Origin of the sequence: Streptomyces canus, from assembly GCF_041435015.1 — a bacterium.
Taxonomy (GTDB): Bacteria; Actinomycetota; Actinomycetes; order Streptomycetales; family Streptomycetaceae; genus Streptomyces; species Streptomyces canus_G.
The window spans coordinates 6,722,442-6,748,219 of record NZ_CP107989.1 but is presented as its reverse complement, the minus strand read 5'-3'; the positions used below and the strand labels follow the sequence as shown (position 1 = coordinate 6,748,219).

Annotated in this window: 23 protein-coding genes and 2 pseudogenes; 10 read left to right on the top strand and 15 right to left on the bottom strand. The window is 70.2% G+C overall.

Translation table 11 applies throughout. From position 1 onward, the window contains the following. Window positions 1-5 precede the first annotated feature (5 nt). Window positions 6-1,727, bottom strand: a complete 1,722-nt coding sequence (gene leuA, locus OG841_RS30865) for a 2-isopropylmalate synthase (RefSeq protein WP_328638531.1) — start codon at window positions 1,725-1,727, stop codon at window positions 6-8. A 329-nt stretch (window positions 1,728-2,056) separates the two neighbouring features. Here leuA and OG841_RS30860 point away from each other — a divergent pair, with 329 nt between their 5' ends. Genes OG841_RS30860 through OG841_RS30845 form a run of 4 tightly spaced genes read left to right on the top strand, consistent with a single transcriptional unit; the run spans window position 2,057 to window position 6,028 of the window. After that, window positions 2,057-3,124 carry a M4 family metallopeptidase gene (locus OG841_RS30860; protein ID WP_328638532.1) on the top strand — a complete coding sequence of 356 codons (1,068 nt, stop codon included), beginning with the start codon at window positions 2,057-2,059 and terminating at the stop codon, window positions 3,122-3,124. A 21-nt stretch (window positions 3,125-3,145) separates the two neighbouring features. After that, window positions 3,146-3,412 (top strand): protealysin inhibitor emfourin, encoded by a 267-nt coding sequence (locus OG841_RS30855; protein WP_328638533.1) that lies wholly within the window; start codon window positions 3,146-3,148, stop codon window positions 3,410-3,412. A 58-nt stretch (window positions 3,413-3,470) separates the two neighbouring features. Beyond that, window positions 3,471-4,793 carry a GH1 family beta-glucosidase gene (locus OG841_RS30850; protein ID WP_328638534.1) on the top strand — a complete coding sequence of 441 codons (1,323 nt, stop codon included), beginning with the start codon at window positions 3,471-3,473 and terminating at the stop codon, window positions 4,791-4,793. Continuing rightward, window positions 4,790-6,028, top strand: coding sequence for an MFS transporter (locus tag OG841_RS30845; RefSeq protein ID WP_328638535.1), 1,239 nt, complete (start codon window positions 4,790-4,792; stop codon window positions 6,026-6,028). The genes OG841_RS30850 and OG841_RS30845 overlap by 4 nt, the downstream gene beginning before the upstream one ends. Window positions 6,029-6,122: 94 nt before the next feature. Here the strand turns inward: OG841_RS30845 and OG841_RS30840 are convergent, their stop codons facing one another. Then, window positions 6,123-6,977, bottom strand: a complete 855-nt coding sequence (locus OG841_RS30840) for an NAD-dependent epimerase/dehydratase family protein (RefSeq protein ID WP_328638536.1) — start codon at window positions 6,975-6,977, stop codon at window positions 6,123-6,125. A gap of 118 nt (window positions 6,978-7,095) precedes the next feature. Between OG841_RS30840 and OG841_RS30835 the strand changes: the two genes are divergently transcribed. Further along, window positions 7,096-7,950, top strand: a complete 855-nt coding sequence (locus OG841_RS30835) for a helix-turn-helix transcriptional regulator (RefSeq protein WP_328638537.1) — start codon at window positions 7,096-7,098, stop codon at window positions 7,948-7,950. Window positions 7,951-8,042: 92 nt separating this feature from the next. On the opposite strand, the gene era is transcribed toward OG841_RS30835, so the two are convergent. Beyond that, window positions 8,043-9,002, bottom strand: a complete 960-nt coding sequence (gene era / locus OG841_RS30830; protein ID WP_057615799.1) for a GTPase Era — start codon at window positions 9,000-9,002, stop codon at window positions 8,043-8,045. 174 nt (window positions 9,003-9,176) lie between these two features. Here era and OG841_RS30825 point away from each other — a divergent pair, with 174 nt between their 5' ends. Both OG841_RS30825 and OG841_RS30820 read left to right on the top strand, forming a co-directional pair. Next, window positions 9,177-10,487 (top strand): ammonium transporter, encoded by a 1,311-nt coding sequence (locus OG841_RS30825; protein WP_328638538.1) that lies wholly within the window; start codon window positions 9,177-9,179, stop codon window positions 10,485-10,487. After that, window positions 10,484-10,822, top strand: a complete 339-nt coding sequence (locus OG841_RS30820) for a P-II family nitrogen regulator (protein WP_328638539.1) — start codon at window positions 10,484-10,486, stop codon at window positions 10,820-10,822. The genes OG841_RS30825 and OG841_RS30820 overlap by 4 nt, the downstream gene beginning before the upstream one ends. A 25-nt stretch (window positions 10,823-10,847) precedes the next feature. Here the strand turns inward: OG841_RS30820 and OG841_RS30815 are convergent, their stop codons facing one another. The 5 genes and pseudogenes from OG841_RS30815 to OG841_RS30795 form a co-directional block, all read right to left on the bottom strand. After that, window positions 10,848-11,831, bottom strand: coding sequence for a WxL protein peptidoglycan domain-containing protein (locus OG841_RS30815; RefSeq protein ID WP_328638540.1), 984 nt, complete (start codon window positions 11,829-11,831; stop codon window positions 10,848-10,850). Between the two features lie 49 nt (window positions 11,832-11,880). After that, entirely contained in the window at window positions 11,881-13,197 is a 1,317-nt protein-coding gene (locus OG841_RS30810; protein ID WP_328638541.1) for a beta-xylosidase, read from the bottom strand. A gap of 143 nt (window positions 13,198-13,340) precedes the next feature. Beyond that, window positions 13,341-13,814 carry a hypothetical protein gene (locus OG841_RS30805; protein ID WP_328638542.1) on the bottom strand — a complete coding sequence of 158 codons (474 nt, stop codon included), beginning with the start codon at window positions 13,812-13,814 and terminating at the stop codon, window positions 13,341-13,343. Between the two features lie 203 nt (window positions 13,815-14,017). After that, a complete protein-coding gene (locus OG841_RS30800; protein ID WP_328638543.1) occupies window positions 14,018-14,371 on the bottom strand; it encodes a cytidine deaminase in 354 nt (117 codons plus the stop codon). Window positions 14,372-14,536: 165 nt separating this feature from the next. Beyond that, a pseudogene (locus OG841_RS30795) lies at window positions 14,537-15,017 on the bottom strand (hypothetical protein). A 38-nt stretch (window positions 15,018-15,055) separates the two neighbouring features. Between OG841_RS30795 and OG841_RS30790 the strand changes: the two are divergent. Continuing rightward, window positions 15,056-15,535, top strand: a pseudogene (locus tag OG841_RS30790) (MFS transporter); the annotation flags it as partial. On the opposite strand, the gene OG841_RS30785 reads toward OG841_RS30790, so the two are convergent. From OG841_RS30785 to OG841_RS30770, 4 genes are read right to left on the bottom strand one after another with little or no spacing between them, the layout of a single operon-like run. Further along, window positions 15,497-15,856, bottom strand: coding sequence for an MmcQ/YjbR family DNA-binding protein (locus OG841_RS30785; protein WP_328638544.1), 360 nt, complete (start codon window positions 15,854-15,856; stop codon window positions 15,497-15,499). The pseudogene OG841_RS30790 and the gene OG841_RS30785 sit on opposite strands and share 39 nt — an antisense overlap. After that, window positions 15,853-17,160 carry a hemolysin family protein gene (locus OG841_RS30780; RefSeq protein WP_328638545.1) on the bottom strand — a complete coding sequence of 436 codons (1,308 nt, stop codon included), beginning with the start codon at window positions 17,158-17,160 and terminating at the stop codon, window positions 15,853-15,855. The genes OG841_RS30785 and OG841_RS30780 overlap by 4 nt, the downstream gene beginning before the upstream one ends. Then, window positions 17,157-17,654, bottom strand: a complete 498-nt coding sequence (ybeY, locus tag OG841_RS30775; RefSeq protein ID WP_007381932.1) for an rRNA maturation RNase YbeY — start codon at window positions 17,652-17,654, stop codon at window positions 17,157-17,159. The genes OG841_RS30780 and ybeY overlap by 4 nt, the downstream gene beginning before the upstream one ends. 13 nt (window positions 17,655-17,667) lie before the next feature. Beyond that, a complete protein-coding gene (locus OG841_RS30770) occupies window positions 17,668-19,797 on the bottom strand; it encodes a PhoH family protein (RefSeq protein WP_371567330.1) in 2,130 nt (709 codons plus the stop codon). Window positions 19,798-20,024: 227 nt separating this feature from the next. Between OG841_RS30770 and OG841_RS30765 the strand changes: the two genes are divergently transcribed. After that, complete coding sequence (locus OG841_RS30765; RefSeq protein WP_328638547.1) at window positions 20,025-20,741, top strand: FAD binding domain-containing protein; 717 nt, start codon at window positions 20,025-20,027, stop codon at window positions 20,739-20,741. A 295-nt stretch (window positions 20,742-21,036) separates the two neighbouring features. On the opposite strand, the gene OG841_RS30760 is transcribed toward OG841_RS30765, so the two are convergent. The 3 genes from OG841_RS30760 to OG841_RS30750 all read right to left on the bottom strand — a co-directional run bounded on the left by OG841_RS30760 (window position 21,037) and on the right by OG841_RS30750 (window position 24,708). Beyond that, window positions 21,037-22,194, bottom strand: a complete 1,158-nt coding sequence (locus OG841_RS30760) for a carbohydrate kinase family protein (RefSeq protein WP_328638548.1) — start codon at window positions 22,192-22,194, stop codon at window positions 21,037-21,039. Between the two features lie 283 nt (window positions 22,195-22,477). Continuing rightward, on the bottom strand, window positions 22,478-23,767 hold the full coding sequence (locus OG841_RS30755) for a glucarate dehydratase family protein (protein WP_328638549.1): 1,290 nt from the start codon (window positions 23,765-23,767) through the stop codon (window positions 22,478-22,480). Further along, window positions 23,764-24,708 carry a 5-dehydro-4-deoxyglucarate dehydratase gene (locus OG841_RS30750; protein WP_371567328.1) on the bottom strand — a complete coding sequence of 315 codons (945 nt, stop codon included), beginning with the start codon at window positions 24,706-24,708 and terminating at the stop codon, window positions 23,764-23,766. The genes OG841_RS30755 and OG841_RS30750 overlap by 4 nt, the downstream gene beginning before the upstream one ends. Before the next feature lie 115 nt (window positions 24,709-24,823). Between OG841_RS30750 and OG841_RS30745 the strand changes: the two genes are divergently transcribed. After that, window positions 24,824-25,606, top strand: a complete 783-nt coding sequence (locus OG841_RS30745; protein WP_328638551.1) for an IclR family transcriptional regulator — start codon at window positions 24,824-24,826, stop codon at window positions 25,604-25,606. Window positions 25,607-25,778: the final 172 nt, after the last annotated feature.

Genomic DNA, 25,778 nt, shown 5'->3' with positions numbered 1-25,778 from the left:
AGGGATTATCGAGCGGATCGGTTGACGGCGGAGACGACCGCCTTCAGCGACGCACGCGTCGTGTTCGCGTCGATGCCGATTCCCCACAGAACCTTGCCGTCGATCGCGCATTCGATGTAGGAGGCGGCCTGCGCGGAGGCACCCTCGCTCATCGTGTGCTCCTGGTAGTCCAGCAGCCGGGCGTCGATGCCGACCTTGGTCAGTGCGTCGAAGAAGGCCGAGATCGGCCCGTTGCCGCTACCGGTGAGGACCGTGTCCTCGCCGTCGACCGTCGCCTCGACCCGCAGCGTGTCCACACCGTCGGTGTCCGTCGTCGACTGGCCGTTCCTGACCTGGATACGGCCCCACGGGTTCTCGGGGTTGGGCAGGTACTCGTCCTGGAAGGTCGCCCAGATGTCGGAGCCGGTGACCTCGCCGCCCTCGGCGTCCGTCTTGGCCTGGATGAGCTTCGAGAACTCGATCTGCATCCGGCGGGGCAGGTCCAGCTTGTGGTCGTTCTTCAGGACGTAGGCGATGCCGCCCTTGCCGGACTGCGAGTTGACGCGGATGACCGCCTCGTAGGAGCGGCCGACGTCCTTGGGGTCGATCGGCAGGTACGGGACCGCCCACTCGATGTCGTCGACGGTGACGCCCTTCGCGGCCGCGTCGGCCTCCATGGCGTCGAAGCCCTTCTTGATGGCGTCCTGGTGGGAGCCGGAGAAGGACGTGTAGACCAGGTCGCCCACGTACGGGTGGCGCGGGTGGACCTCCATCTGGTTGCAGTACTCCCACGTACGACGGATCTCGTCGATGTCGGAGAAGTCGATCTGCGGGTCGACGCCCTGCGAGAACAGGTTCATGCCCAGGGTGACCAGGTCGACGTTGCCGGTGCGCTCGCCCTGCCCGAACAGACAGCCCTCGACGCGGTCGGCGCCGGCCATCAGCGCCAGTTCGGCGGCGGCGACGGCGGTGCCGCGGTCGTTGTGCGGGTGGACCGAGATGACGACGTGTTCGCGGCGGGAGATGTTGCGGCTCATCCACTCGAAGCGGTCCGCGTGCGTGGACGGCGTCGAACGCTCCACGGTGGCGGGCAGGTTGAGGATGATCTCGCGGCCCGGACCGGGCTGGTAGACGTCCATCACCGCCTCGCAGACCTCCAGTGCGAAGTCCAGCTCGGTGTCGGTGAAGATCTCGGGGCTGTACTGGTAGCCGAAGTCCGTCTCCGGGCCCAGCAGCTTCTCGGCGTACTCCATCACCAGGCGCGTGCCGTCGACGGCGATCTGCTTGATGTCGTCCTTGGAGCCGCGGAAGACCACGCGGCGGAAGACGGGAGCCGTGGCGTTGTACAGGTGGACGGTCGCGCGCTTGGCGCCCTTCAGCGACTCGACGGTCCGCTCGATCAGGTCCTCGCGGGCCTGGGTCAGGACGGAGATGGTGACGTCGTCCGGGATCGCGCCCGGCTCCTCGACGATCGACCGTACGAAATCGAAGTCCGTCTGCCCGGACGCCGGGAAACCGACCTCGATCTCCTTGTAGCCCATCGTGACCAGCTGATCGAACATCCGGCGCTTGCGCTCGGGCGACATCGGGTCGATCAGGGCCTGGTTGCCGTCACGCAGGTCGGTGGAGAGCCAGCGGGGGGCGACGGTGATCCGGTTGTTCGGCCAGGTGCGGTCCGGGATGTCGACCTGCTCGTACCGGCCGTACTTGTGGATCGGCATGGTGCTGGGCTGCTGGCGGTTCGCCATGATTGCGGGGCTCCTAGGGATGTCCGGGAAGGACGGCCGACACGCAACGCGAAGCTCCGCGGGGAGGGAGTCGACCTGGACTACAGGCCCTCGCCGCGGCAGCTAAGAAGAAGAAGCCCGAAACGCATGATGCGCAGAATGCTAGCGGAGCCGCTCCCCGTGCGGGGCGCCGTATCAGTATGCGGGACCGGGGAATCGAAAAGGAGAGAAGCGGACAAAAAGTGCGCCATACCACTTCGTCACGGAGCGTGCGCTTACCTGTCCGTATATTTCACCAATCATGGTTGCGGGTAGTGACACGGTCATGACTCAGTGCAAGGGTGCCGGGCATGACGACTCACGGGGGCTTCGAGCCCGTCTTCTGCACCGTCATTCCGCCGCATGTCCTCGACAAGCTGGCCCGGAACGACGACCCCGCACTCTCCGGTCCCGCCCGGCGCACCTTGATGCGCGACAGCGAGCTGCGCGGCCGCCGCCGCGTGACGACCGAGTTCGGCCTCGCGGCCGCGCCGACGGCGAAGGCACCGTCGGACCAGCCGCTGCGCACCCTCTACGACGCCGGGCACAAGACCGACCTGCCGGGCAGGAAGGTCCGCGCCGAGGGCTCCGAGCCCGGCCAGGACGCCACCGTCAACCGCGCCTACGCCGGTCTCGGCGCCACCTTCGACCTCTACCTGAAGGCCTACGCGCGCCACTCGATCGACGGCGACGGCCTCCCGCTCGACGCGACCGTCCACTTCGACGAGAACTACAACAACGCCTTCTGGAACGGCGAGCAGATGGTGTTCGGCGACGGTGACGGCGAGATCTTCCTCGACTTCACCATCCCGATCGACGTCATCGGCCACGAACTCACCCACGGCGTCACGCAGTACACGGCGAACCTCACCTACTACGGCCAGCCGGGTGCCCTCAACGAGTCGATGTCCGACGTCTTCGGCTCGCTCATCAAGCAGTACACGCTCGGCCAGACCGCCGCCGAGGCCGACTGGCTGATCGGGGCGGGCCTGCTCGCGCCCAGCGTCTCCGGCAAGGCCCTGCGGTCCATGAAGGAGCCGGGCAGCGCGTACGACGACGACGTGCTCGGCAAGGACCCGCAGCCCGCGACGATGGACGACTACGTCCGCACCGGCCGCGACAACGGCGGCGTGCACATCAACTCCGGCATCCCCAACCACGCGTTCTACCTGGTGGCCAACGCACTCGGCGGCCATGCCTGGGAGAAGGCGGGCCAGATCTGGTACGACGTCCTGACCGGCGGCGAACTCTCGGACCGGGCCCTGTTCACCGACTTCGCGAAGCTCACGGTCGCGGCGGCGAAGGCCCGCTTCAAGGAGGGCGACGAACTCCAGGCCGTGTCGAAGGCCTGGGAGCAGGTCGGGGTGCGGATCCTCTGAGTCCGTACTAGACAGGGACCCATGCGTATTCAGGTGCGGCGCACGGGCGGATTCGCGGGCATCGAGCGGCACAAGGAGGTCGACACCTCCGGGCGGCCCGATGCCCACGAATGGCAGGCCCTGGCCGAGAAGGCTCTCGCCGCCGGCCGGGGCACCCGGCCCATCGGGGTTCCGGACGGCTTCAGTTACGAGATCACCGTGGACGGCAGGACGGTGTACGCGGCCGATCCCCGGTTGACGGAGGAGCAGCGGAGGCTGATCTCGAAGGTGCTCAAAGAGGGCGCGTAACTGCTTGTTCACGCCTGCCCGTTGACTTACCTACCCGCCGGTACCGATGATCCGGCGCATGGCGACTCAAGAGCATGCGATCCCCCGGTTCCCGGCCGGCTTCCTGTGGGGCGTCTCGACCTCGGCCCATCAGATCGAGGGCGCGGCGGACGAGCGTGAGCAGTCCGTGTGGGACACCTTCACGGCCGAACCGGGACGGGTGAAGGACGGCTCGACGGCGGCGGTGGCCTGCGACCACTACCACCGCTACCGCGAGGACGTCGCCCTCCTGGCCGGGCTGGGCGTGGACGCGTACCGCTTCTCGATCTCCTGGCCGCGAGTGCGCTCCGAGGGCGGCCTGGACTTCTACGACCGTCTCGTGGACGAACTGGTCGCGGCGGGCGTACGTCCGGTCCCGACGCTCTTCCACTGGGACCTGCCGGTGGCACTCCACGAGAAGGGCGGCTGGCTGGAGCGGGACACGGCGTCCCGGTTCGCCGAGTACGTGTCCGTGGTGGCCGACCGTCTCGGCGACCGCGTCAAGAAGTGGATCACCCTCAACGAGCCCGCCGAACACACCCTGTTCGGCCACGCGCTCGGTGCCCACGCCCCGGGCAAGCAGCTGATGTTCGACGCCCTGCCCGCCGCCCACCACCAACTCCTGGGCCACGGCCTGGCCGTCCAGGCACTGCGCGCGGCCGGCGCCACCGACATCGGGATCGCCAACTCGCACGGCCCCACGTGGCCGGCCTCCCAGGAGCAACCGGACCTGGAGGCGGCGGACTTCTACGACCTGCTCCTGAACCGGCTGTTCGCCGAACCGGTCCTGCTGGGTGAATACCCGTCAGGACTGGGCGAGTTGATGCCGGGGGACGTCACCGCCGACCTCAAGATCATCAGCGAGCCGCTGGACTTCTACGGCGTCAACTACTACGCCCCGACCCGCGTGGGCGCACCGCAGGGCGAGGACATCGAGTTCGGCGGTCTGACGATCCCCGCCGAACTCCCCTTCTCCGTCCAGGAGATCGAGGACGTCCCGGTGACGGACTTCGGCTGGCCGGTGGTCCCGCAGGGGCTCACCGAACTCCTCACCGCCTTCCATGAGCGCTACGGCGACCGGCTCCCGCCCGTCGTCATCACGGAGAACGGCTGCTCCTACGAGGGTGTCGACGACCAGGACCGGATCACCTACCTGGACGGCCACATCCGCGCCCTGCACCAGGCGGTCGAGGCGGGTGTGGACGTGCGCGGGTACTTCGTGTGGTCGCTGATGGACAACTTCGAGTGGGCGGAGGGATACGCCCGCCGGTTCGGGCTGGTGCACGTCGATTTCGAGACGCTGGCCAGGACCCCCAAGGCGTCGTACGCGTGGTACCAGGAGCTGCTCCGGGCCCAGAGGTGAGCACGGCTCTCTCGGAGCCCGTCGAGCGGGTCGGCAAGGGCTGGACGGCGTCCCTGTCGCTGGCCAACGTGGCGATCTGGGTGGGCTGGTACGGCCCGCTGCAGATCCTGCTGGCCCGGCAGGCGGAGGACTTCGCGCCCGGCGCCGGGATGTCGAAGGAGACGCTGCTGGCCTGGGTGACCGGCGTGGGCGCGGTGGTGTCGCTGGCGGCCAACCCGTTCTTCGGCGCGCTGTCGGACCGGACCACGGCCCGCCGGGGCCGCCGTAGCCCCTGGATCGTGGCCGGTGCGGCGGGCGGCGCGCTGTCGTTGCTGGTGCTCGCCGGGGCGGGCGGGTTGTGGGTCATGACGCTCGCCTGGTGTCTGGTCCAGCTGACCCTGAACGCGGCCTTCGCGGCGGTCACCGCGGCCGTGCCGGACCGGGTGCCGCGGTTCCAGCGGGGCGCGGTGGGCGGCTGGATCGGGGCGGCCCAGATCCTGGGCGCGGTCGTCGGCACGGGTCTGGCGACGGCGGCCGGCGGGATCGCGGCGGGCTATGCCGCGTGCGCGGTGTTCACGCTGGCGGGGGTGCTGCCGTACGTGCTCCGTCACCGGGATCTCCGGCTGGCGGCGGCGGACCGCCCCACCTGGTCGTGGCGGTCGTTCGCACGCGGCTTCCGGCTGAGCCCCCGCCGCCACCCCGACTTCGCCTGGGCCTGGCTGACCCGCTTCCTGATCAACCTCAGCAACGCGCTGGTGCTCCTCTACCTCCTCTACTACCTGCGGGACCGCCTGCACTACGACGACCCCGAGCGGGGCGTGCTGATCCTGACCGCGGTGGACAGCGTGGCGCTGCTGGCCACGGTCGTGGTGGGCGGCGTCTGGTCGGACCGGGTGGGGCGCCGCAAGCCCTTCGTGCGCTGGTCCGGTGTGCTGATGGCGGTGGCCACGGGAGTGCTCGCCGTGTGGCAGACCTGGCCGAGCGCGATCGTCGTGGCGGCGCTGCTGGGGGTGGGCCTCGGGGTGTTCATGTCGGTCGACTTCGCGCTGATGACGGATGTCCTGCCGACGGCTCTCGACCGGGGGAAGGACCTGGGCGTCATCAACGTGGCCAACTCGCTGCCCCAGGTGGCGGCCCCCGCCCTGGCGGCACCGATCGTCACGCACCTCGGGGGGTACCGGGCGCTGTACGGGGTGGCGGCGGTGGTGGGTTTGGCGGGGGCGGTGCTAGTTGGCCGTATAAGGGGCGTTGACTAGGTTTCCCCAGGGGCGCGGGACTGTATCGATGTGCGGCTCCGCCGCGTGGGCGCGACCAGCCCCCACCGGGCCGCAGACAACAACCGGCCCGGAGTTACAGCGCCCCAGCCTCCCGAGCCGCATAAACCGACGGATACACCGGCCGATACCCCAGCTCCCGCCGAATCCGCTCCGTGGACATGATCACCAGCCACGGATCGGGATCCACCCGCTCGTACGACTCGCCCGGAATCTCGACCCCGTTGAGTTGATGCAGCTCCACCGCCGTCACGGGCGCATCGTCGGCGATGTTGTACACCCGGCCCGCGATCCCCGGCGCATGCAGGATCCGCAGCAGCCCCTGGGCGACATCCGCATGGTGCCCCATGTGCAGCCGCTGGGCCGACGCCCAGTTCTTCGCCCACATCAGGGACTGGGCGAGATGCGGATCCCCCTCGCCGTAGACGAAGGGAAGCCGCCCGACCCGCACGTCGAGCCCCTCCAGCCCGAACAGCTCCCGTTCGGCCTCCGCCTTGGACGCGGGATAGGCACCCCACATGGAACCGCCGGGCCGGCTCTCGTCCTCCTCCGTCAGCAGGCGCCCCCGCCCCTCGCCGTACACAAGGCCGGTGCTGACCTGCACGAACCGCCGAACGCCGGAGGCCACCGCGGCACGGCCCAGCTCCACGGCCGCGTCCCGGTTGACGGCCCAGGCCTCCTCGTCCGGCACGCCCCGGAAGGCCGCGGCGACGTTCACGACCGCGTCGGCGCCCGCGACGGCCTTGCCGAGGACGTCGGTGTCGCGCAGATCTCCTACGACGACCTCGGCGCCGAGTTCCGCGAAGGGCTCACCGCGGGCCGTGTCCCGCACCAGCACCCGTACCTGCTCCCCCGGCCGGGACTGCGCCAGCAGCCTGGGCACGAAGCGCCGGCCGACCTGTCCCGTCGTACCTGTCACCAAAGTCAGCATGTTGTGCTCCTCTCGTCCGGACCAGCGTGGAACGGCCGGGCAGGCACCGGGAGAGACCTCTTGATCGGGGGATCGGCAGTCCCTGGATAAGCCGGACGGGGTGCCGCACGCTGGAGGGGTGAACCGAGCCGAACTCGCCGACTTCCTGCGCCGTGGCCGCGCCCGGCTGAACCCGTCCGACGTGGGTCTGGCGCCGGGCGCCCGGCGCCGCACGCCCGGTCTGCGCCGCGAGGAGGTGGCGCAGTTGGCGGGGATGTCGGTGGACTACTACACGCGACTGGAGCAGTCCCGTGGTCCGCGCCCGTCCCGTCAGATGCTGACCGCGCTGGCCCGGGCGCTGCGCCTGACCGACGTGGAGCAGGACCATCTGTTCCACCTGACCGGCGAGGAGCCCCCGCGCCGCGAGACGGCGTCGGCGCACGTCCGCCCGGGGCTGCTGCTGATCCTGGACCGGCTGCACGACACCCCGGCGCAGGTGGTGAACGACTGTGGCGAGGTGCTGGCGCAGAACGCGATGGCCAGGGCCCTGGTGGGCGATGTGATGTCCCGCCCGCGCCGCGACCGCAACCTGGTCCGGCGCTTCTTCCTGGACCCGACCGCGCGCACGCTCTTTCCCGAGGAGGACCTCGCGGACCACGCGCGCACCCAGGTCGCCACCCTGCGCGCGGTGGCCGCGGCCCGCCCCGACGATCCGGAACCGACCGCGCTGGTGGCCGAACTCCGTGCGGCCAGCGAGGAGTTCGCACGCCTGTGGGACGAGCACGAGGTGTCCCAGCGCAACAAGGCGACGAAGCGCTTCGTCCACCCCGTGGTCGGCCTACTGGACCTCGACTGCGAGGTCATGGTCAGCCACGAACACCACCACCTCCTGGTGGTCCACACGGCCCGCCCCGGCACGGAGGCGTACGAACGACTCCAACTGCTCAGGGTGGTGGGCCTGCAGGACCTGTCCCCACAGGCGGCGACCCCCTAGAACCGCAGGCTGCATCCACACGCGGCTACCGCCGCGCGGCCGACGTGCCAGCGCCTCGACCTGCCCGCGACCCCCGACGCCGACCGCCCCCCTCAGAACCCCAGCTTCCGCAACTGCCGAGGATCCCGCTGCCAGTCCTTCGCCACCTTGACGTGAAGGTCCAGGAAGACCGGGGTGCCGAGGAGCGCCTCGATCTGCTTGCGTGACTTGATGCCGACTTCCTTGAGGCGCTTGCCCTTGGGGCCGATGATGATGCCCTTCTGGCTGGGGCGCTCGATGTAGACGAAGGCGTGGATGTCGAGGAGGGGCTTGTCGGCGGGGCGGTCCTCGCGGGGGAGCATCTCCTCGACGACCACCGCGATGGAGTGCGGGAGCTCGTCGCGGACGCCCTCCAGCGCGGCCTCGCGGATCAGTTCCGCGATCATGACCTGCTCGGGCTCGTCGGTGAGGTCGCCCTCGGGGTAGAGCGCCGGGCCCTCGGGAAGCATCGGGATCAGCAGGTCCGCCAGCAGGTCGACCTGCTTGTTCGCGGTCGCCGACACCGGGACGATCTCCGCCCACTCGATGCCCAGCTCCTTGCCGAGCTGGTCGACGGCGATCAGCTGCTCGGCCAGGGTCTTGGAGTCGACCAGGTCCGTCTTCGTGATGATCGCGACCTTCGGGGACTTCTTGATCCCCGCAAGTTCCTTCGCGATGAAACGGTCACCGGGCCCGAGCTTCTCGTTAGCCGGCAGACAGAAGCCGATCACGTCGACCTCGGCCCAGGTCGTCCGCACGACGTCGTTGAGCCGCTCCCCCAGCAGCGTGCGCGGCTTGTGCAGTCCGGGGGTGTCGACCAGGATCAGCTGGGCCTCGGGCCGGTGCACGATTCCGCGTACCGTGTGCCGCGTGGTCTGCGGCTGGTTCGCGGTGATCGCCACCTTCTGGCCGACCAGAGCGTTCGTAAGGGTGGACTTGCCCGCGTTGGGGCGGCCCACGAAGCAGGCGAAGCCGGCGCGGTGGGGTGCCTCCGACGATGCCGGCGGCTCGGATGACTGACTGCGAACGCTCATGCGCCCCATTCTCCCTGATCCACAGAGCCCCGCCGCACAGGCGCCCGCACACCGGCCCGACCGTGAGCTTCCGGAAACCCCAGCGCAATGAAACACGGCGGAAACACCCTCGTGCACAACCGGAAACGCACACCAGTGACCCTCTGACGAGCCCCCACCTCGTTGGAGACCTCCATGTCCTTCGCCGCACAAGGCATCGACACCGGTGACACCGCCTGGCTCCTCGCCGCCACCGCCCTCGTCCTGCTGATGACCCCGGGCCTCGCCCTGTTCTACGGCGGCATGGTCCGCACGAAGAGCGTCCTCAACATGCTGATGATGAGCTTCGTGTCGATCGCCCTGGTCACGGTGGTGTGGCTGGCCGCCGGCTACTCCCTCGCCTTCGGCGACGACACGTTCGGCGGCCTGATCGGCGACCTGAAGCACGCCGGCATGAGCGGCCTCGGCCCCGACAGCGTCCACGGCACCGTCCCCACCCTCCTCTTCGCCACCTTCCAGCTCACCTTCGCGATCATCACGGCCGCGCTGATCAGCGGCGCGATCGCGGACCGCGCGAAGTTCGGGGCGTGGCTGGTGTTCGTCCCGGTCTGGGCACTGCTCGTATACGTTCCCGTCGCCCACTGGGTGTGGGGCCCGGGCGGGTGGGTCCTGGACACGCTCGGCGCCCTCGACTTCGCGGGCGGTCTGCCCGTCGAAATCACCTCCGGTGCCTCCGGTCTCGCCCTCGCGCTCGTGCTCGGCCCGCGTCTCGGCTTCAAGAAGGACGCGATGCGGCCGCACAACCTTCCCATGGTCATCCTGGGCGCGGGCCTGCTCTGGTTCGGCTGGTTCGGCTTCAACGCGGGCTCGGCTCTCGGCGCCAACGGCCTCGCGGCCGCGGCCTTCCTCAACACCCTCGCCGCCGGCTGCACCGGCCTGCTCGGCTGGCTCTTCGTCGAGCAGAAGCGCGACGGCCACCCCACCACCCTGGGCGCCGCGTCCGGCGCGGTCGCGGGCCTGGTCGCGATCACCCCGTCCTGCGGCTCGGTCTCCCTCCTCGGCGCGCTCGTCGTCGGCCTCGCCGCCGGTGTCGTCTGCTCCTACGCGGTGGGCTGGAAGTTCAAGCTCAACTACGACGACTCGCTCGACGTGGTCGGCGTCCACCTGGTCGGCGGAGTCATCGGCACGCTCCTGATCGGCGTATTCGCCGTGAAGGAGATGACCGGCGGCACGGAGGGACTGCTGTACGGCGGCGGGCTCGCCCAGCTCGGCAAGCAGCTGGTGGCCGTGGTCGCCGTGGGGGCGTACGCCTTCCTGGTGACGTACGGCCTCGGGAAGCTGATCGACAAGGTGCTGGGCTTCCGGGCCGACGAGGAGCACGAGCACACCGGCCTGGACCTTACGGTGCACGCCGAGACCGCATACGATCACGGCGTCCTGGGCCACGGTGCCCCGGTCGGCGCGTCCTCCGTCCCCTCCGCCCAGAAGGTCAAGACCCAGGCATGAAGCTCATCACCGCGATCGTCAAGCCGTACCGCCTCGACGAGGTCAAGACCGCACTCCAGGAGATCGGCGTCCATGGTCTGACCGCGACGGAGGCCAGCGGCTACGGCCGTCAGCGCGGCCACACCGAGGTGTACCGCGGCGCCGAGTACCAGGTCGATCTGGTGCCCAAGGTCCGCATCGAGGTCGTCGTCGACGACGCCGACGCGGACCCGGTGATCGACGCCATCGTCAGGGCCGCCCGGACCGGCAAGATCGGTGACGGCAAGGTGTGGGCGCTGCCGGTGGAGACGGTCGTACGGGTCCGGACCGGCGAGCGCGGGCCGGACGCGCTCTGAACAAGGGGTAGGTGACGCGCCTCTTTCAGGGGCATGGGGCTGTGTCGATGTGCGGCTCCGCCGCGTGAGCACGCCCAGCCTCACGGCGCAGCAGCCGCAAACGCACCCACAACACCACGCCCACGATCACCGCCACGAGCAGCATCACCGCGACCAGCCACGGCAGGGCGAAGAAGGACGCGCTCGCCGATTCCCGCGTGTCCTTCGCGCTCGCCGTCAACTTCACGTCGCCCCAGTCGAGTTGCGGTGAGCCCCGCCACGGCTCACTCAGCCGCACCCGCTGCCCGGGCAGCAACTCCCCCGGGATCCTGGCGAGTTCGCGGGCGAGCAACGTACGTCCGAACAACCCCGTCGCCCGCAGCTCCACCTTCGGGTCCAGGGTGACGTTGCCGGTATTGCGCAGGGTGTACGAGATCGTCGCACCGCTGTCCCCCAACCCCGGCACCAGCGGCTGGTGATGACTGACGCGGACGTCCTCGACGGCGATCGCCGGCACGGTCGGTCCGCCCACCCGCAGATAGATCCTCGCGGCGACGGCCCGCTGCACACCGAGCGCCACCGCGCCGTCGCCCTTGTCGATCCGCTCGTCCAGCGCCACCAACGCGCCGGGATGGTCGCCCGGTTCGGCACCCTCGGGCACCGACAGCGTGAAGGGCACGATGACCTTGCCGTGCGCGGCGACGGTCACCCGGGACTTCGCGGGCTTCGCCCAGACCCCCACCCCGCGCTGCTTCTCGGCGACCGTACGCACGGCGAAACCGCCGTCGCGGGCGGTGTTGTAGGCGTCGGCGGCGTAGAGCCGGAAGGTCAGCGGCCGACCGGTCTTGTTGGTGACGACCACCTTGTCGTCGATGGTCTGCCCGGGGTCGGCGGAGAGGTAGAAGTAGGGCCGCGCCGCGATCTGGGAGGCGGCGGGGTACACGGACCAGCTGCCGTTGTCGGCTGCGTGCGCGGGTGCGGCGGCGGTGACCAGGAACAGGCTCAGGATGAGGACGTACAGCTTGCGCATGGGTGCGGACCCCCAAGAGGCGGACGGGCGGGTGCGGGCGCCCGTACGGTCAGCTGAGCGTGAGGGTGAGAACGCCGGAGTACGTGCCGGGAGGCGTGAACGCCGGTACGTTCAGGGAGAGTCCGGCGCCAACGGTGAACTCACCGCCGGTGAGCGTGCCGTTGGGCGTGGACGCGAGCGTCGCTCCCGAGGATCCGACCGCGCCGGTGGAACCGGCCTGGCAGGTGCTCGGGCTGCCCGCCTTGGTGGCGCAGGCGGGACTCCAGCTCAGCGCACCGGCGTCGATCTTGGCGCCGGGTCCGGTGAAGTCGGTGACCTTGCCGGTGAGGGACCAGCCGGCGGGTCCGCCGCGGAAGTCCTGGACGGTCACCTTGTTCAGGTCACCGGTCGAGGCCCCGCCCTTGCCGTAGTCCACCGCCGAGAGGCTGACGGCGTCCCCGGCCTGGGACATGGACAGCGTGCCCGCCTTCACCGTGGTGGTGACCTTCTGGCTGCCGTCCGGAACGGGAGTGTCGTCGATGACGACGTACGCCTTCGGCCCCGCCCCCTTGGCGTCGCTGTACGCGCTGCCCTCGTATGCCACGACACCGGTCGTCGTCTTGTCGTTGACGACGAGCGAGCCGCTGAAGGCACCCGAGGAGTTGGCGGTGACGGTGGCGGTGTCCGCGGTCTGGGCGGCGCCGGACCGCCCGGCCAGGGTGACCGTCGCGCCCGGGGTGAACTTGCTGCCGGTGACGGTGACGCTGTCACCGGGCTTCCCGGAGGCCGAACCCAGCGCGATGTCCCGCTCGTTGACGGGGTTCGTGTCCGTCGCGGTGACCGTCTCGGATACCGGGGCGGGCGGGGTGATCACCGTGCAGGGCGTGTCGAGTTCGAGGATGTAGCTGGTGTGGATGTTGTAGTCGCCGGGCGAGAGGGTGATCGCGCCGGGTGAGGTGACCTTGAAGGTGCCGGTCATCGAGAACGACGGGAAGGCGCCGTTGCCCGGCACCGGGTCGTTCTTCTTCGGTCCGGCGACCGTCACGGCACCGGTCTGGGCGCCGCCGAGGGTGATCTTGCCCGTCGGCGTCATGATGTCGGCCGGCAGTGCGATGGCCGTGGGGTTGCTGGCGGCCGGCTTGACCACCGTGTAGGTCACGGTGACGGTGTCGCCCACTTTGGGGCTGGTGTTGTCCACGGCGATGGAGGCCGTCGTGGTGCCGTCGATCGGCGGGATGCCCGCGACCGCGGGCGGGATGCAGTGCGTGGCGAAGTCCACGTTGGTGGCGGCACCGGCCGGACAGGCCAGTGCGCCGCCCGCGGTGACCGCGAGCGCGGTCGCCCCGATAAAGGACGCCAGACGGCGTCTTCGAGTCGTCGAACCCATGGATGTGCCCCCTCCGGAAGCTCCTGAAGTCCTGTGCCGACAGGGGGCATTGATGTGTGGATCGCGTGAGAAGTCAATGGAGTTGCCGCAGAAACCTGACGAGCTGTCAGTTTCTGCGGCAACCACGGGGCGCGCCGGGAGGATCAGTCGAACACGAAGGGTCCGGGCGACTGCGGACCGGTCGCCGTGCAGGTGACGGTGATCCCGAAGACGACGATCTGGAGCGAACCGCCGTACGACTCCAGGCTGTCGCCGGACGCCACGGTGCCGTTGAGCGGGCCGACGGTGACAGGATCGCCGGCCGCGATGGCGGGGTTCTCCGTGCCGGTGAAGGTGGTGGTGCCGCCGTTCGCGTTCACGAAGGTGAGGGTCGAGGCGATCGAGTCCTCGTCGAGGGCGAGCGGCGCGTTGATCGCCGAGGTGACGGTGACGGTGGCGGCGGTGCCGTCCTGGGTGGCGGTGAGGGTGGCCTGGCCGCTGCCGTAGAGGCCACAGTCCGCGTCGATGGTCGCGGTGTCCGGGGTGACGGCCAGGGCGGTGGGTGCGAACGCGAGTCCGAGGGCCGCGAGCGTGCCGACGGCCAGTGCCGCACCCGTGCCTGTGCGCTTGCCTTTCATGGAATCCGGTTCCCTTCCCGTGGTGGGGACTGCCATGTGGGGATGGACGGGGGGTGCGTCCCGACGGACGGCGGGGCTCCACGGGCGTGGTGCGGGACGCCGCGCGAGCTGGATCTGACGGTCCGTCGGAACTTCCGGTTCCATTGATGCGCGTGGGACGGGGGACGGCAAGCCGGAATTCCGGCCAAGTGTTACCGGGGGTATCAGCCTGCGGTCACGGTGCTCCGCACGGTGCCGTCGACCCCTGCCACCAGCACCGGAGTCTGCGGGCCGCCCAGATCCCGGACTGCGGCCCGGTCCTCGTCGGAGGCCGATTCGGCGTCCGTCACCACGGCCGCCGCCTCCAGGGACTTCGCCCCCGACGCCACGGCCATCGCCACCGCCGTCCGCAAAGCACTCAACCGCAACGAGGGAAGAGCCACCGTCCCGGCGACATACGTCCGCCCGGTGTCGTCCCGTACGGCCGCCCCCTCGGGCACCCCGTTACGAGCCCGTGCCGAACGAGCCAGGGTGACGATCTTGCGGTCCTCGGGGTCAAGCGCACTGTTGTCGGTCATGACAGGAGCATACGAAGCACTCCGGCCCGGACCGCGCCACGGGGTCACCCTGGGGTACGCCCACGAACCCCGGGTTGGCTCAGGCCACGGGGTGTGCCCCCATCCCCGGGTCACCGGCTGCCACGGGTCCGCCGGCCAGGGCCGGGGACACCCCTACCGGACACCTCACCCCGCAACCGGACACCTCGCCCCTCGTCGCCCCTCCGGTGAGGCCAGCCACTCCAGTTTGGCCGCGGTGTGTGCCTCGTCCAGGGGGGTGTGGAGCACGACCGTCAGGTCGGGGCGGGCCGGCACCCGCATCGCCGTGGACTCCACGCACAACAGCCGGTTCTCCGGCCGCATACCGAGCACCCAGCCCGCGGCCTCGTTGTACAGCACGCAGTTGTAGTACGCGTCCATGATGTGCGCCGGATACGGCATCCACGCGTCGATCAGCCGCAGCAGCCCCTCACAGCCGTGTTCCGCGGCAGGCTCGGGCGCGGGCGGGTTCAGCCCGGCAAGGACGTACAGATGCCGCCGCTCGGCGTTGCTCAGCCGCAGCACCCGGCACCGCCACCTCCTCGCGCCGCAGTCCGGGCGTGCGCCGCCGCGCCCAGCCGTCCGGCAGCCCGGCGTCGGCGAGCGAGACCCGCGCCCGCTGGCTCATCAGGAACTCGCGCAGCTCACGATGCCGCTCACTCTTGGTTCGGCGTCCAGGGCGTCCTGTCGGCGGTCGCCGGCACCTACGCCCCCAGGGTCATCGGCCGCTTCGGCCCGCGCCGCACGCTGGTCGGCTCGCTCGTCGGCCAGGGCACCCTGATCGCCGCCCTGCTGGGCCTGGGCACCGGGAGCTGGTCCGTCTGGCTCGCCACGGCCGCCGTCTCCCTGGCCAGCATGTGCCACCTCGGCGCGATCATCTCGTACGGCATCACCGTGACCTCCGGTGTCCCGGACGAGGAGCAGGGCCTGGCCACCGGCCTGGTCACCTCCACCCAGCAGGTCGGCCTCACCGTGGGCATCCCGCTGCTGGGCGTCCTCGCCACCACCTCGGACGACCTGCTCTCCGGCGTCCACACGGTCCTCGCCCTGGACACGGTGATCGTCCTGGCGGCGGCGGTCCTGGTCGCGACGGGACTGCGGGTGCGCTCAGGGGCGGTCGAGGCGGAGCCGGTCGGCGCGCGGTAGACCAGCCACCACCAGGTCGTACGAGTCCTCGACGAGCTCCCGGACCAGACGGTCCGGGAGTTCGCCGTCGACGGTGACGGTGTTCCAGTGGCGCTTGTTCATGTGGTAGCCGGGGGCGATCAGCCCGGGATGGTCGGTGCGCAGCCGGATCGCGTCCTCCGGGTCGCACTTGAGGTTGACCTTGAGGGGCCGTGCGTCGATCCAGCTCAGGGCGAACATCTTGCCGAGCACCTTGAAGACCGAGATCTCCGGGCTGAACGGGAAGTCCTCCACCGCGGCGTTGAAGGACAGGCACAGGGTGCGCAGTTCCTGAGGGGTCACTCGGACTCCTTCTCCTCTTCGGCCGCTCCGGCCGCGCCCACCGGCTCCACCAGAACCGTCACGATCTTGTTCCGGCGTCCGGCCGCGGCCTCCGCGGTCAGGCGGAGCTGCCGGCCGTCCGGAAGTTCGACGACGGCGGAGGCCCCGGCGATGGGCACACGGCCCAGCGCCTTCGCCAGGAGCCCCCCGACGGTCTCCACGTCCTCGTCGTCGTACTCGTCGAGCCCGTACAGCTCGCCCAGGTCGGTGATGTCGAGGCGGGCGGTGACCCGGTGGCGGTCGTCGCCGAGATCCTCCACCGGCGGCAGCTCGCGGTCGTACTCGTCGGTGATCTCGCCGACGATCTCCTCGAGGATGTCCTCGATCGTGACGATGCCGGCCGTGCCGCCGTACTCGTCGATGACGACGGCGACGTGGTTGCGGTCCTGCTGCATCTCGCGCAGCAGGTCACCGGCGTTCTTGGTGTCGGGCACGAAGGCCGCGGGCCGCATGGCGGTGGACACCAGCTCGGACTCGGCGTCCCGGTTGATGTGCGTCTTGCGGACCAGGTCCTTCAGATACACGATCCCGACGATGTCGTCCTCGCTCTCCCCGGACACGGGGATACGCGAGAAGCCCGAGCGCAGAGCGAGGGTCAGCGCCTGGCGGATGGTCTTGTAGCGCTCGATGACGACGAGATCGGTCCGCGGGACCATGACCTCCCGCACCAGCGTGTCGCCCAACTCGAAGACCGAGTGCACCATCCGGCGCTCCTCGTCCTCGATCAGCGACTCCTTCTCGGCGAGGTCGACCAGCGCGCGCAGCTCCGCCTCGGAGGCGAACGGGCCGCGGCGGAAGCCCTTGCCGGGGGTGAGCGCGTTGCCGATGAGAATCAGCAACGACGGGATCGGACCCATGATCCGGGCCAGCGGGAGCAGGATGTACGCCGCCGCGGTCGCCGTGTTGAGCGGGTGCTGACGCCCGATCGTGCGCGGGGAGACGCCGACGGCGACGTACGACACGAGCACCATGACCCCGATCGCGACCAGCAGGGCGCGGGTGGTGCCCGGGAACTGCTGAAGGCAGGCGTAGGTGACCAGGGCGGCCGCCGCCATCTCGCACGCGACGCGCACCAGCAGCGCCACGTTGAGATACCGGGTCGGGTCGGCGGCGATCTGCGCGAGCTTGGCGCTGCCGCGCCGGCCGTTGCGTACGGCTTCCTCGGCGCGGAAGCTGGAGACGCGCGCGAGGCCCGCCTCCGCGCAGGCGGCGAGCCAGGCGACGACGACCAGGGCGATCGCGCCGGAGACGAGGGGCAGGCTCATGAGACGGTCGGCGCGGGGGACGGGCCGGTGAGCCCCTTCTCCTGCCGCCACCCGTCCACGATCGCCGCCTGCAGACCGAACATCTCGGCCTTCTCGTCCGGCTCCTCGTGGTCGTACCCGAGAAGGTGCAGCACGCCGTGGACGGTGAGGAGTTGGAGCTCCTCGTCCATGGAGTGCTGCGTCTCGGCCTCCTCGCCCTGCCGCTTGGCGACCTCGGGACACAGCACGATGTCGCCGAGGAGGCCCTGCGGGGGTTCGTCGTCGTCCTTGCTGGGCGGCCTGAGCTCGTCCATCGGGAAGGACATGACGTCGGTGGGCCCCGGCAGGTCCATCCACTGGATGTGCAGCTGCTCCATGGCGTCGGTGTCCACGACGATCACCGAGAGCTCGGAGAGCGGGTGGATACGCATCCGCGCGAGCGCGTAGCGGGCGATGTCGAGGATCGCCTGCTCGTCGACCTCGGTTCCGGACTCGTTGTTGACGTCGATCGACATGGTGCTGGTTTGTCTACTTCCGCTTGTTCCGGCCGCCCTTGTGGGTGCCGTTCTCCGTACCGTTCTCGTTGTCGTACTTCTCGTACGCGTCGACGATACGGCCGACCAGCCTGTGCCGTACGACGTCCTGGGAGGACAGGCGGGAGAAGTGCACGTCGTCGAGCCCCTCCAGGATGTCCTGGACCTGGCGCAGCCCCGACTTGGTGCCGCTGGGCAGGTCGACCTGCGTCACATCACCCGTGATCACGATCTTCGAGTCGAAGCCGAGGCGGGTGAGGAACATCTTCATCTGCTCGGGGCTCGTGTTCTGGGCCTCGTCCAGGATGATGAAGGCGTCGTTGAGGGTGTTGTGCGTGAGCAGGTAGTCCTGCGTGACGTACAGCGAGTCCTCGGCCGCCACCTGGATGCAGACGGTCTCCTCCCGGCCCGCGGGCTCGATGCTGTCGATGAACCGCATCGGGCGTCCGCCGCCTCCGGCTGCGTGGTACTTGTCGCGCTTACGGGCCAGGCGGAAGGGTTCGACGCCCTCGGGGAGACGGATGTCGACGACATGGGTGTCGTAGCGGTGGGCCGCCAGAGCCGTCCCCTGCTTGCGGTCTTCGGCGAGGCGACGGCGTGTGTAGGCGACGCCACCGAGCGACTGGACCAAGGCGATGACGTCGTCACGCAGGAGGATCGACGCGGTCGAGAACTGCACCCGGCATGTACGGTCCTTCTGCGTGACCGGTCCCCCGTCGGAATCAAGCAGGCCCTGGAGAACTGCCAGCCTGACTTCGGCAGAGTTGTACAGGTAGTCGTCCGGGACAAACTTGGTGTGCGAGCGAGTACGCAGGAGATCCAGCTCGCGCATGACCCGCGTGACGGGATTCTCCAGGGTGACGACATCACCGGGTGACTTGATCCGGTTGAGGACGTAGTCCGGTCCACTCCTGTGCCGCAGCGTGACACCGGGCAGCGCGGCCTCCAGTGCCTGGGCGAGCTCACGGTCCTCCGTCGCGAAGGACGGAGTGGTGGAACCCGTGAGGCAACCGTCGCCCAGCAGCAGCCCGAGCGCGTACGGGTCCATGGGGACCTCACGTTCGGGGAAGCTGACCGGCTCCGTCAGCATCGGCAGCTCGTACCGGCGGTAGTGCGCCGCCCGAAGGTTGCCGATCATCTCCTGGGTCTCCAGGACACGCCACGGCTTGTCACGTCGCTTGTCGTCGCGCGTCCGCACCGTCCAGAGGTGCTCGCCGCAGCACAGGGTCCAGGAGCCGTCCTGGGCCGTGACGCGGTAGACGTCCTTCTCGCCCTGCGGGTAGACACCCAGGACCGGGGTCGGTTCGCCGTTCGAGCCGATGACCAGGTCGCCGACCTGAAGGTCGCCGATGGGACGCCAACCATCCGGAGTCAGGACGTTCGTGAAGACAGGCTGCGCACGACCCCTCATGTACGCCAGCGGCGCCACCTCGATCGTCCCCGACGCCATCAGCTTCGGGATCGAGTCCGGGTCGAGCATGTCGTGCAGGGCGTCGTACAGCGGGCGCAGGTAGGGGTCGATCTTCTCGTAGAGGGTGCCGGGCAGGAAGCCCAGCCGCTCTCCCGCCTCGACCGCCGGGCGGGTCAGGATGATGCGGTTGACCTGCTTGGACTGCAGGGCCTGCACCGCCTTGGCCATGGCGAGGTAGGTCTTGCCGGTGCCGGCGGGGCCGATGCCGAAGACGATCGTGTACTTGTCGATCGCGTCGACGTACCGCTTCTGGTTGAGGGTCTTGGGGCGGATGGTGCGGCCGCGCGAGGACAGGATGTTCTGTGTGAGCACTTCGGCCGGGGTCTCCTGGCCGTCGCTCGTCCCGTTCTCGCTCGCTCGCAGCATGGCGATCGAGCGTTCCACTGCGTCCTCCGTCATCGGCTGTCCGGTGCGGAGCACCAGCATCATCTCGTCGAACAGGCGCTGGACGAGGGCGACGTCCGCCGCCTCGCCGGTCGCGCTGATCTCGTTTCCCCGGACATGGATGTCGGCCGCCGGGAAGGCCTTCTCGATGACGCGCAGGAGGGAGTCGCCGGATCCCAGGACCGTGACCATGGGGTGCTGGGCGGGGACCGTGAACTGTGCTCTCGCCTGCCCCTGCGCGGGGCTGTGACCTGTGGGTGTCTGAGTCATGGGCCGGCGCTCAACGCCTGCGGTTCCTCCTCGTCATGGCCGCGCAGTGGAAGGCGGCCTCGCGGTTTCAAGGGTACGACGGTGCACTGACAACGCCGTAGGGCTTTTCGACGGTCGGGGCGCCCCGAATGCAGCGGTGAGCCCTGCATGCTCCCCCGGGGCCCCGGAAAGAATGCGCTCACTGCCCCGTGTGTTCGAAGTCCTCGACTGTGCGAAGAAGGAAGACCGTGCTGCTGCGTCTGCCCACGTCCCTGCCCGAGGCACAGGAGTGTCTGACCGACGGGGCTGTACCCGTCGGCGGTGCCACGCTGGTGTGGGCCGCCTGGCAACACGACGGCTTTCCCGAGCAGGCCGTGTCGCTGCGCGAGGTGCCGGAGGCGAACGTCCTCGGGGCCGGGGAGGTGGGGGCGGCGGTCCTGCTGCACCGGATCGACGAGCGGGTGCCGGAGGTGCTGCACCGGGCCGCGGCCGGCATCGGCACCGGGGCCGTGCGCCGGGCCGCCACGGTCGGCGGGAACATCGTCGGCAGCACCCTGCGCTGTCTGTTGCCCGCGGCGCTCGTCCTGGACGCCCGGGCGCAGGTGCTGGCGGCGGAAGGGCCGTTCGAGGTCGACCTCGCCGAGCTGCTGGCCAAGAAGCCGCTGCTGCTGAGCCTGCACTGGCGCGATCCACTCGTCAGCGGCTACCGCAAGGTGGCCGAGGCTCCGGGTGGCCCACCGCCCCTGGTCGTCGCCACGGCCGTCCACGCGGACGACCGCCCGGTCCTGCGCGTCGCCGTCCGCGACGGCTACGAGTTCCTGAGCGAGAGCGTGCCCTGCGACGCCGGCGCGGACAGCGTGCTCGACGTGTTGAGCGGTACGACGATCGGGGCGCTGCCCGCCGCGGCCCGCGAGGTGGTCCGGGAGCAGGTGGTGTCGGTGCTGGAGCGGACAGCCGGGCACTGACGAACCATTGCTCCAGGTGCCGCGGAGCCGGACCGCCCGAGGCGACAGGGGCCCGACCTCGACCTCCTCGACGAGCCGCAGGGACAGGTCGACCAGCGGTGATACCGCCCGGCCACCTCCGTCACCGTCAACGAGCCAGGAACACGGACCACCCAGCCGCGACACCACCAGGCCCCGCCTCCCCGCCGAGCCCGCGGAAGCAGGCCGCCCCCACCGCAACACCGCCCCCCCCCCCCCCCGACACCGACGAGCCGCAGGGACAGAACCGGCCGGCGGCGATACCTCCGGCCCGCCCTCAGACCGACCGGCCGAATCCGATCGTCGGTACCGCCCGTCGCAGGGGCCAGACCGGGGACTCCTCCTCCGGGACCAGGTCTGCCAGGAAGGCGTACCGGCGCAGGGCGGTCGGGTCCTGGGAGTCGACGGACTGGACCTTGCGCCACCAGGCGCCGATCTCGGACCAGCCCGGCGCGGAGAGGGAGCCGCCGAACTCCTGGACGGAGAGCGCGGCGGTCAGGCCGGCGAAGGCCAGGCGGTCCGCCAGCGGCCAGCCCGCGAGGGTGCCGGTGACGAAGCCGGCCACGAAGACGTCCCCGGCGCCGGTCGGATCGAGCGCCTGGACCTCGATCGCCGGGACCTCGGCGGTCTCCCCGGTACGCCGGTCCACGGCGTACGCGCCCTCCGCGCCGAGGGTGACCACGGCGAGCGGTACGTGTTCGGTGAGGGCATGGGCGGCCTCCCGGGGGCAGGTGGCGCCGGTGTAGTGCATCGCCTCCTGCGCGTTCGGCAGGAAGGCCTCGCAGTGTTCGAGGTCGGCGAGGCCCGCCAGGTCCCACGCCCCGGTCTCGTCCCAGCCGACGTCGGCGAAGATGCGGGTGCCCTCGTGTGCCGCCTGAGCGATCCAGGGGGCACGCTTTCCCGGCTCCAGGGACGCCACCGCCGCACGCGCGCATGGGGGGCAGTCAGGCGCGCCCTCCTGGACGAGCACGGCCTCCGGGGGCGGCTCGTGGCCGTGCGAGACCATGGTGCGTTCGCCCTCGTACGCCATCGACACGGTGACCGGGGAGTGCCAGCCGGGGACCGTCCGGGACGGGGAGAGGTCGATGCCCTCGCCCTGCTCGAGGGCGTCCCAGCAGTACTCGCCGTAGTGGTCGTCGCCGAAGGCCGCGGCCAGTGAGGTGCGCAGCCCGAGCCGGGCCAGGGCCGTGGCCATGTTCGCCACTCCGCCGGGGCTCGACCCCATCCCGCGCGCCCAGGACTCGGTCCCGCGCACCGGGGCGGAGTCGAGCCCGGTGAAGATGATGTCGAGGAACACGGTGCCGGTGAGATAGACGTCCCAGGGTGGATCGTCGGATACGCGCAGAGCTGCGAGAGGGTCGACCCGGGCCTGGCCGTGCCCGGTCCCTCCGAAGTGCGACGGTCCCTTTCCGGTGGACGCGTTGGACGCGATCACGGTGCGCTCCCTGGACGTGGTGCGGATCAGGCCAGTCTGCACCACACGGCCGACAACGCGTCGGCGCTCACCTGCGACCCGCCCGCCACGTCAGGCCGTCGCAGGTCCCGGGCGCGCCGTCCGGGCGCGCCGGGTGGGGCTCCAGGGGCTCCAGGGGCAGCGGTGACCGCCGGGGCCCTCTCCGTCCGCGTCCGAATCCGCTCGTCACGACCCCCGCCGCGGGTCGGCGGAACCCTGAACGCGGCGAGAGGGACCGCACGTCCGCACGCAGCCCCCTCCAGCGCTACCAGCGAGGCACAACCGGCGTGACCCACCCCGGCTCGGCCACCCGCATGGCCGCGGCGTCGTCCCGCTCCCGCAGCGAACCGTCGTCATCGAGCCACCGCCGATGCAGGAACTCCACCTTCTCCCGGTCGAGTTCGACACCGAGGCCGGGCGCGTCGGAGACCTTCACGGCCCCGCCCTCGAACGTCAGCCGCTCGCTGAGCACGTCCTCCGACTGCCATGGATAGTGCGAGTCACAGGCGTGGTGAAGGTTGGGCACGGTGGACGCGACATGCGTCATCGCGGCGAGCGAGATCCCCAGATGCGTGTTGGAGTGCATGGACACTCCCACCCCGAACGTCCGGCAGATCGCGGCGAGTTGTTGGGTGTTCCGCAGCCCGCCCCAGTAGTGGTGATCCGAGAGCACCACCTGAACCGCGTCCCGGGCGAACGCCTCCTTGATCTCCGCGAAGGTCGTCACACACATGTTGGTGGCCAGCGGGACATCGGTCCCGGCGGAGACCTCGGCCATGGCCGCCGTCCCCAGCGCGGGATCCTCCAGATACTCCAGGACATCGCCGAGCTCCGCGGCCACCTTCAGCGAAGTCGACACGCTCCAGGCCCCGTTGGGATCGAGCCGCAACGGGTGCCCGGGAAACGCCTCGGCCAGCGCCCTGACCGCCGCGATCTCCTCGTCCGGCGGGAACACCCCGCCCTTGAGCTTGAAGGACGTGAAGCCATAGCGCTCCGTGAACAACCGGGCCTGCTCCACCACCCCCGCGGGGTCGACAGCCGCCCCCCAGTCGTCCTTCTCGGAGGCGACGCCCTCAGGGTGAGAGGCCCACTTGTAGAACAGATACGCGCTGTACTCGACCGCGTCGCGCACCTTGCCCCCAAGCAGGGCGTGCACCGGCAGCCCGAGGGCCTTGCCCAGCGCGTCGAGGCAGGCGACCTCGAACCCGGAGACCACGGACAGCCGCAGCTTGTCGGCCGTCTGCACCCCTCGCAACCCGCCGACGTCGACCTGTCCGGAGACCCGGGAGGAATCGACGGTCACCTGATCCGCGACGGTGAACAGCCCGTTCAGGTCACCCACCTGACGTCCGATCAGCTTCGATGCGAACGGCCTTGCCAGCTCCAGGTACTTGGTGTCGCCGTACGTCTCCCCGACCCCGGTGACCCCGTCGGCGGTCTCGACCTCGACGATCAGCCGGGGGGTGTACGGCTGGTGGACGCCCTGCGTGTTCAGCAGGGGCGGATCGGCGACGAGGATCGGTGTGAGGCGGACGTCGGTGATCGTGAGGTTCACAGGTCGGCTCCTACGAGGTCGAGTCCGGAGGCCAGCAGCCGCTCGAGGTCCGCCAGGTCGGCGGCCGACGGATCGGTGAGCGGCGCGCGCACGGGCCCGACCGGGCGCCCCCGCAGCCGTGCCGCCGCCTTCACCAGCGAGACGGCGTATCCGGGTACGCGGTCGCGGAGTTCGACGAGCGGAACGTAGAAGTCGCGCAGCAGTTTCCCGACCGTGCCGTCGCCCTCGTCACCGTCGCGCAGGGCGGTGAAGAAGGCGTTCGCGATCTCGGGGGCGAAGGCGTGGACGGCCGAGGAGTAGGCGGGGACGTTGACGGTGGTGTAGGCGCGGGCCTGGATCTCGGCGGTGGAGGCGCCGTTGAAGAACAGGAAGCCTTCGGGGGCGGCGAGCGTGAGGCGCTGGAGCCGGTCGAGGTCGCTGTGTCCGTCCTTGAGGCCGATGACACCGGGGATCTCGGCGACCCGCCTGAACGCGTCCATGCCGAAGGCGACTTGGCCGCGCTGGTAGGCGATGAGCGGCAGCCGCGTCCGCACCGCGATCTGCTCCAGCTGCGCGACCAGACCGTCCTGCGGGGCGGCGACCAGGTAGTGCGGGAGGACCAGCAGCGCGTCCGCGCCCGCCTCCTCGGCGATCCGGGCGAAACGAACGGCCTGCGCCCAGCCGTAGCCGATGCCGGCGACGACGGGCAGCCGGCCGCCGGCCTCCTCGACCGCGATGGTGACGACCTGCCGGTACTCGTCCTCGTCCAGCGAGAAGAACTCACCGGTGCCGCAGGCCGGGAAGAGCGCGCCGGGGCCGGTGGCGATCTGGGCGGCGACATGCGTGCGGAAGCCGTCCGGGTCGAGGGTGCCGTCGTCGTGGAAGCTCGTGAGCGGGAACGACAGCACACCGCGTGCCATGCCGTCCCGCAGTCGTCGGGCCGTGTCCAGGTCGAGGGTCACCCTCGCTCATCTCCCCATGTAGACGAAATCTACGTATGGAGATGGAGATTAGATAGGCGAATCGGGTCCGTCAATGGGTCGGCGCGGGGTTTGGCGGGCCGATTACCATCGGCGCATGTCAGAGACAGGTGGCGTCCGCGAGGTGAAGTCGGCGGCCCGCACCGTCGAGCTCCTCGAACTGCTGGCCGCGCGCGGCGACCGCCCGGCACGGCTCCAGGAGCTCGCGGACGCGCTGGCGGTGCCGCGCAGTTCGATGTACGCGCTGCTCCAGACCCTGATCTCGCGCGGCTGGGTCCGCACCGACATCACCGGCTCGCTCTACGGCATCGGCATCCACGCCCTGCTCACCGGCACCAGCTATCTGGACTCCGACCCACGCGTGCGGGTCGTACGGCCGTATCTCGACGAGGCGTCCCAGGCGCTGGGCGAGACGATCCACATGGGCCGGCTCGACGGCCGGGACGTGGCCTATCTGGCGACGCGCGAGTCGCACGAGTACCTGCGGACGATCAGCAGGGTCGGCCGCCGGCTGCCCGCGCACGTCGGCGCGCTGGGCAAGGCACTGCTGGCCGAGTGGCCCGACGAGAGGCTCCCCGAGGGGCCGTACGAGGCACTCACCCCGAACTCCCACACCACTCGCGAGTCCCTGCTGGCGGACCTCGCCGAGGTTCGCGCACGCGGCTACTCGATCGACCGCGAGGAGGGCGTCCTCGGCATCGTCGGCTTCGGGTTCTGTCTGCGCTACGACTCCCCCGCGCAGGACGCCATCAGCTGCTCGGTCCCGGTCGCCCGTCTGACGCCGGACCACGAGCAGCAGATCATCGCGGTGATGCGCGAGATCAGAGTCAAGATCGAGGCGACGGCACCGGGCGCGGGGGGCGCCCCCGGTTGGCGTTAGGCGGGCAGTGAAGCGCGCTTGTCTACCCGACTTCCCTCGCCCCAAACGAAACGTGAGCCACATCACGCAGCCCGGGCTTCTTCCGCAACCGCGTGCTTGATACAAATTCTTCGCGCGTTCCTGTCCGTCGACGGCCTGCGCCACCCCCCTTTTCGAGCCGCTTCTTTCGCAT

Excerpts from the sequence above, each read along its gene's own strand:
- leuA (WP_328638531.1), bottom strand. The coding sequence starts at position 1,727 with ATGGCGAACCGCCAGCAGCCCAGCACCATGCCGATCCACAAGTACGGC.
- OG841_RS30860 (WP_328638532.1), top strand. The coding sequence starts at position 2,057 with ATGACGACTCACGGGGGCTTCGAGCCCGTCTTCTGCACCGTCATTCCG.
- OG841_RS30855 (WP_328638533.1), top strand. The coding sequence starts at position 3,146 with ATGCGTATTCAGGTGCGGCGCACGGGCGGATTCGCGGGCATCGAGCGG.
- OG841_RS30850 (WP_328638534.1), top strand. The coding sequence starts at position 3,471 with ATGGCGACTCAAGAGCATGCGATCCCCCGGTTCCCGGCCGGCTTCCTG.
- OG841_RS30840 (WP_328638536.1), bottom strand. The coding sequence starts at position 6,977 with ATGCTGACTTTGGTGACAGGTACGACGGGACAGGTCGGCCGGCGCTTC.
- era (WP_057615799.1), bottom strand. The coding sequence starts at position 9,002 with ATGAGCGTTCGCAGTCAGTCATCCGAGCCGCCGGCATCGTCGGAGGCA.
- OG841_RS30825 (WP_328638538.1), top strand. The coding sequence starts at position 9,177 with ATGTCCTTCGCCGCACAAGGCATCGACACCGGTGACACCGCCTGGCTC.
- OG841_RS30820 (WP_328638539.1), top strand. The coding sequence starts at position 10,484 with ATGAAGCTCATCACCGCGATCGTCAAGCCGTACCGCCTCGACGAGGTC.
- OG841_RS30815 (WP_328638540.1), bottom strand. The coding sequence starts at position 11,831 with ATGCGCAAGCTGTACGTCCTCATCCTGAGCCTGTTCCTGGTCACCGCC.
- OG841_RS30810 (WP_328638541.1), bottom strand. The coding sequence starts at position 13,197 with ATGGGTTCGACGACTCGAAGACGCCGTCTGGCGTCCTTTATCGGGGCG.
- OG841_RS30805 (WP_328638542.1), bottom strand. The coding sequence starts at position 13,814 with ATGAAAGGCAAGCGCACAGGCACGGGTGCGGCACTGGCCGTCGGCACG.
- OG841_RS30800 (WP_328638543.1), bottom strand. The coding sequence starts at position 14,371 with ATGACCGACAACAGTGCGCTTGACCCCGAGGACCGCAAGATCGTCACC.
- OG841_RS30780 (WP_328638545.1), bottom strand. The coding sequence starts at position 17,160 with ATGAGCCTGCCCCTCGTCTCCGGCGCGATCGCCCTGGTCGTCGTCGCC.
- ybeY (WP_007381932.1), bottom strand. The coding sequence starts at position 17,654 with ATGTCGATCGACGTCAACAACGAGTCCGGAACCGAGGTCGACGAGCAG.
- OG841_RS30770 (WP_371567330.1), bottom strand. The coding sequence starts at position 19,797 with ATGACTCAGACACCCACAGGTCACAGCCCCGCGCAGGGGCAGGCGAGA.
- OG841_RS30745 (WP_328638551.1), top strand. The coding sequence starts at position 24,824 with ATGTCAGAGACAGGTGGCGTCCGCGAGGTGAAGTCGGCGGCCCGCACC.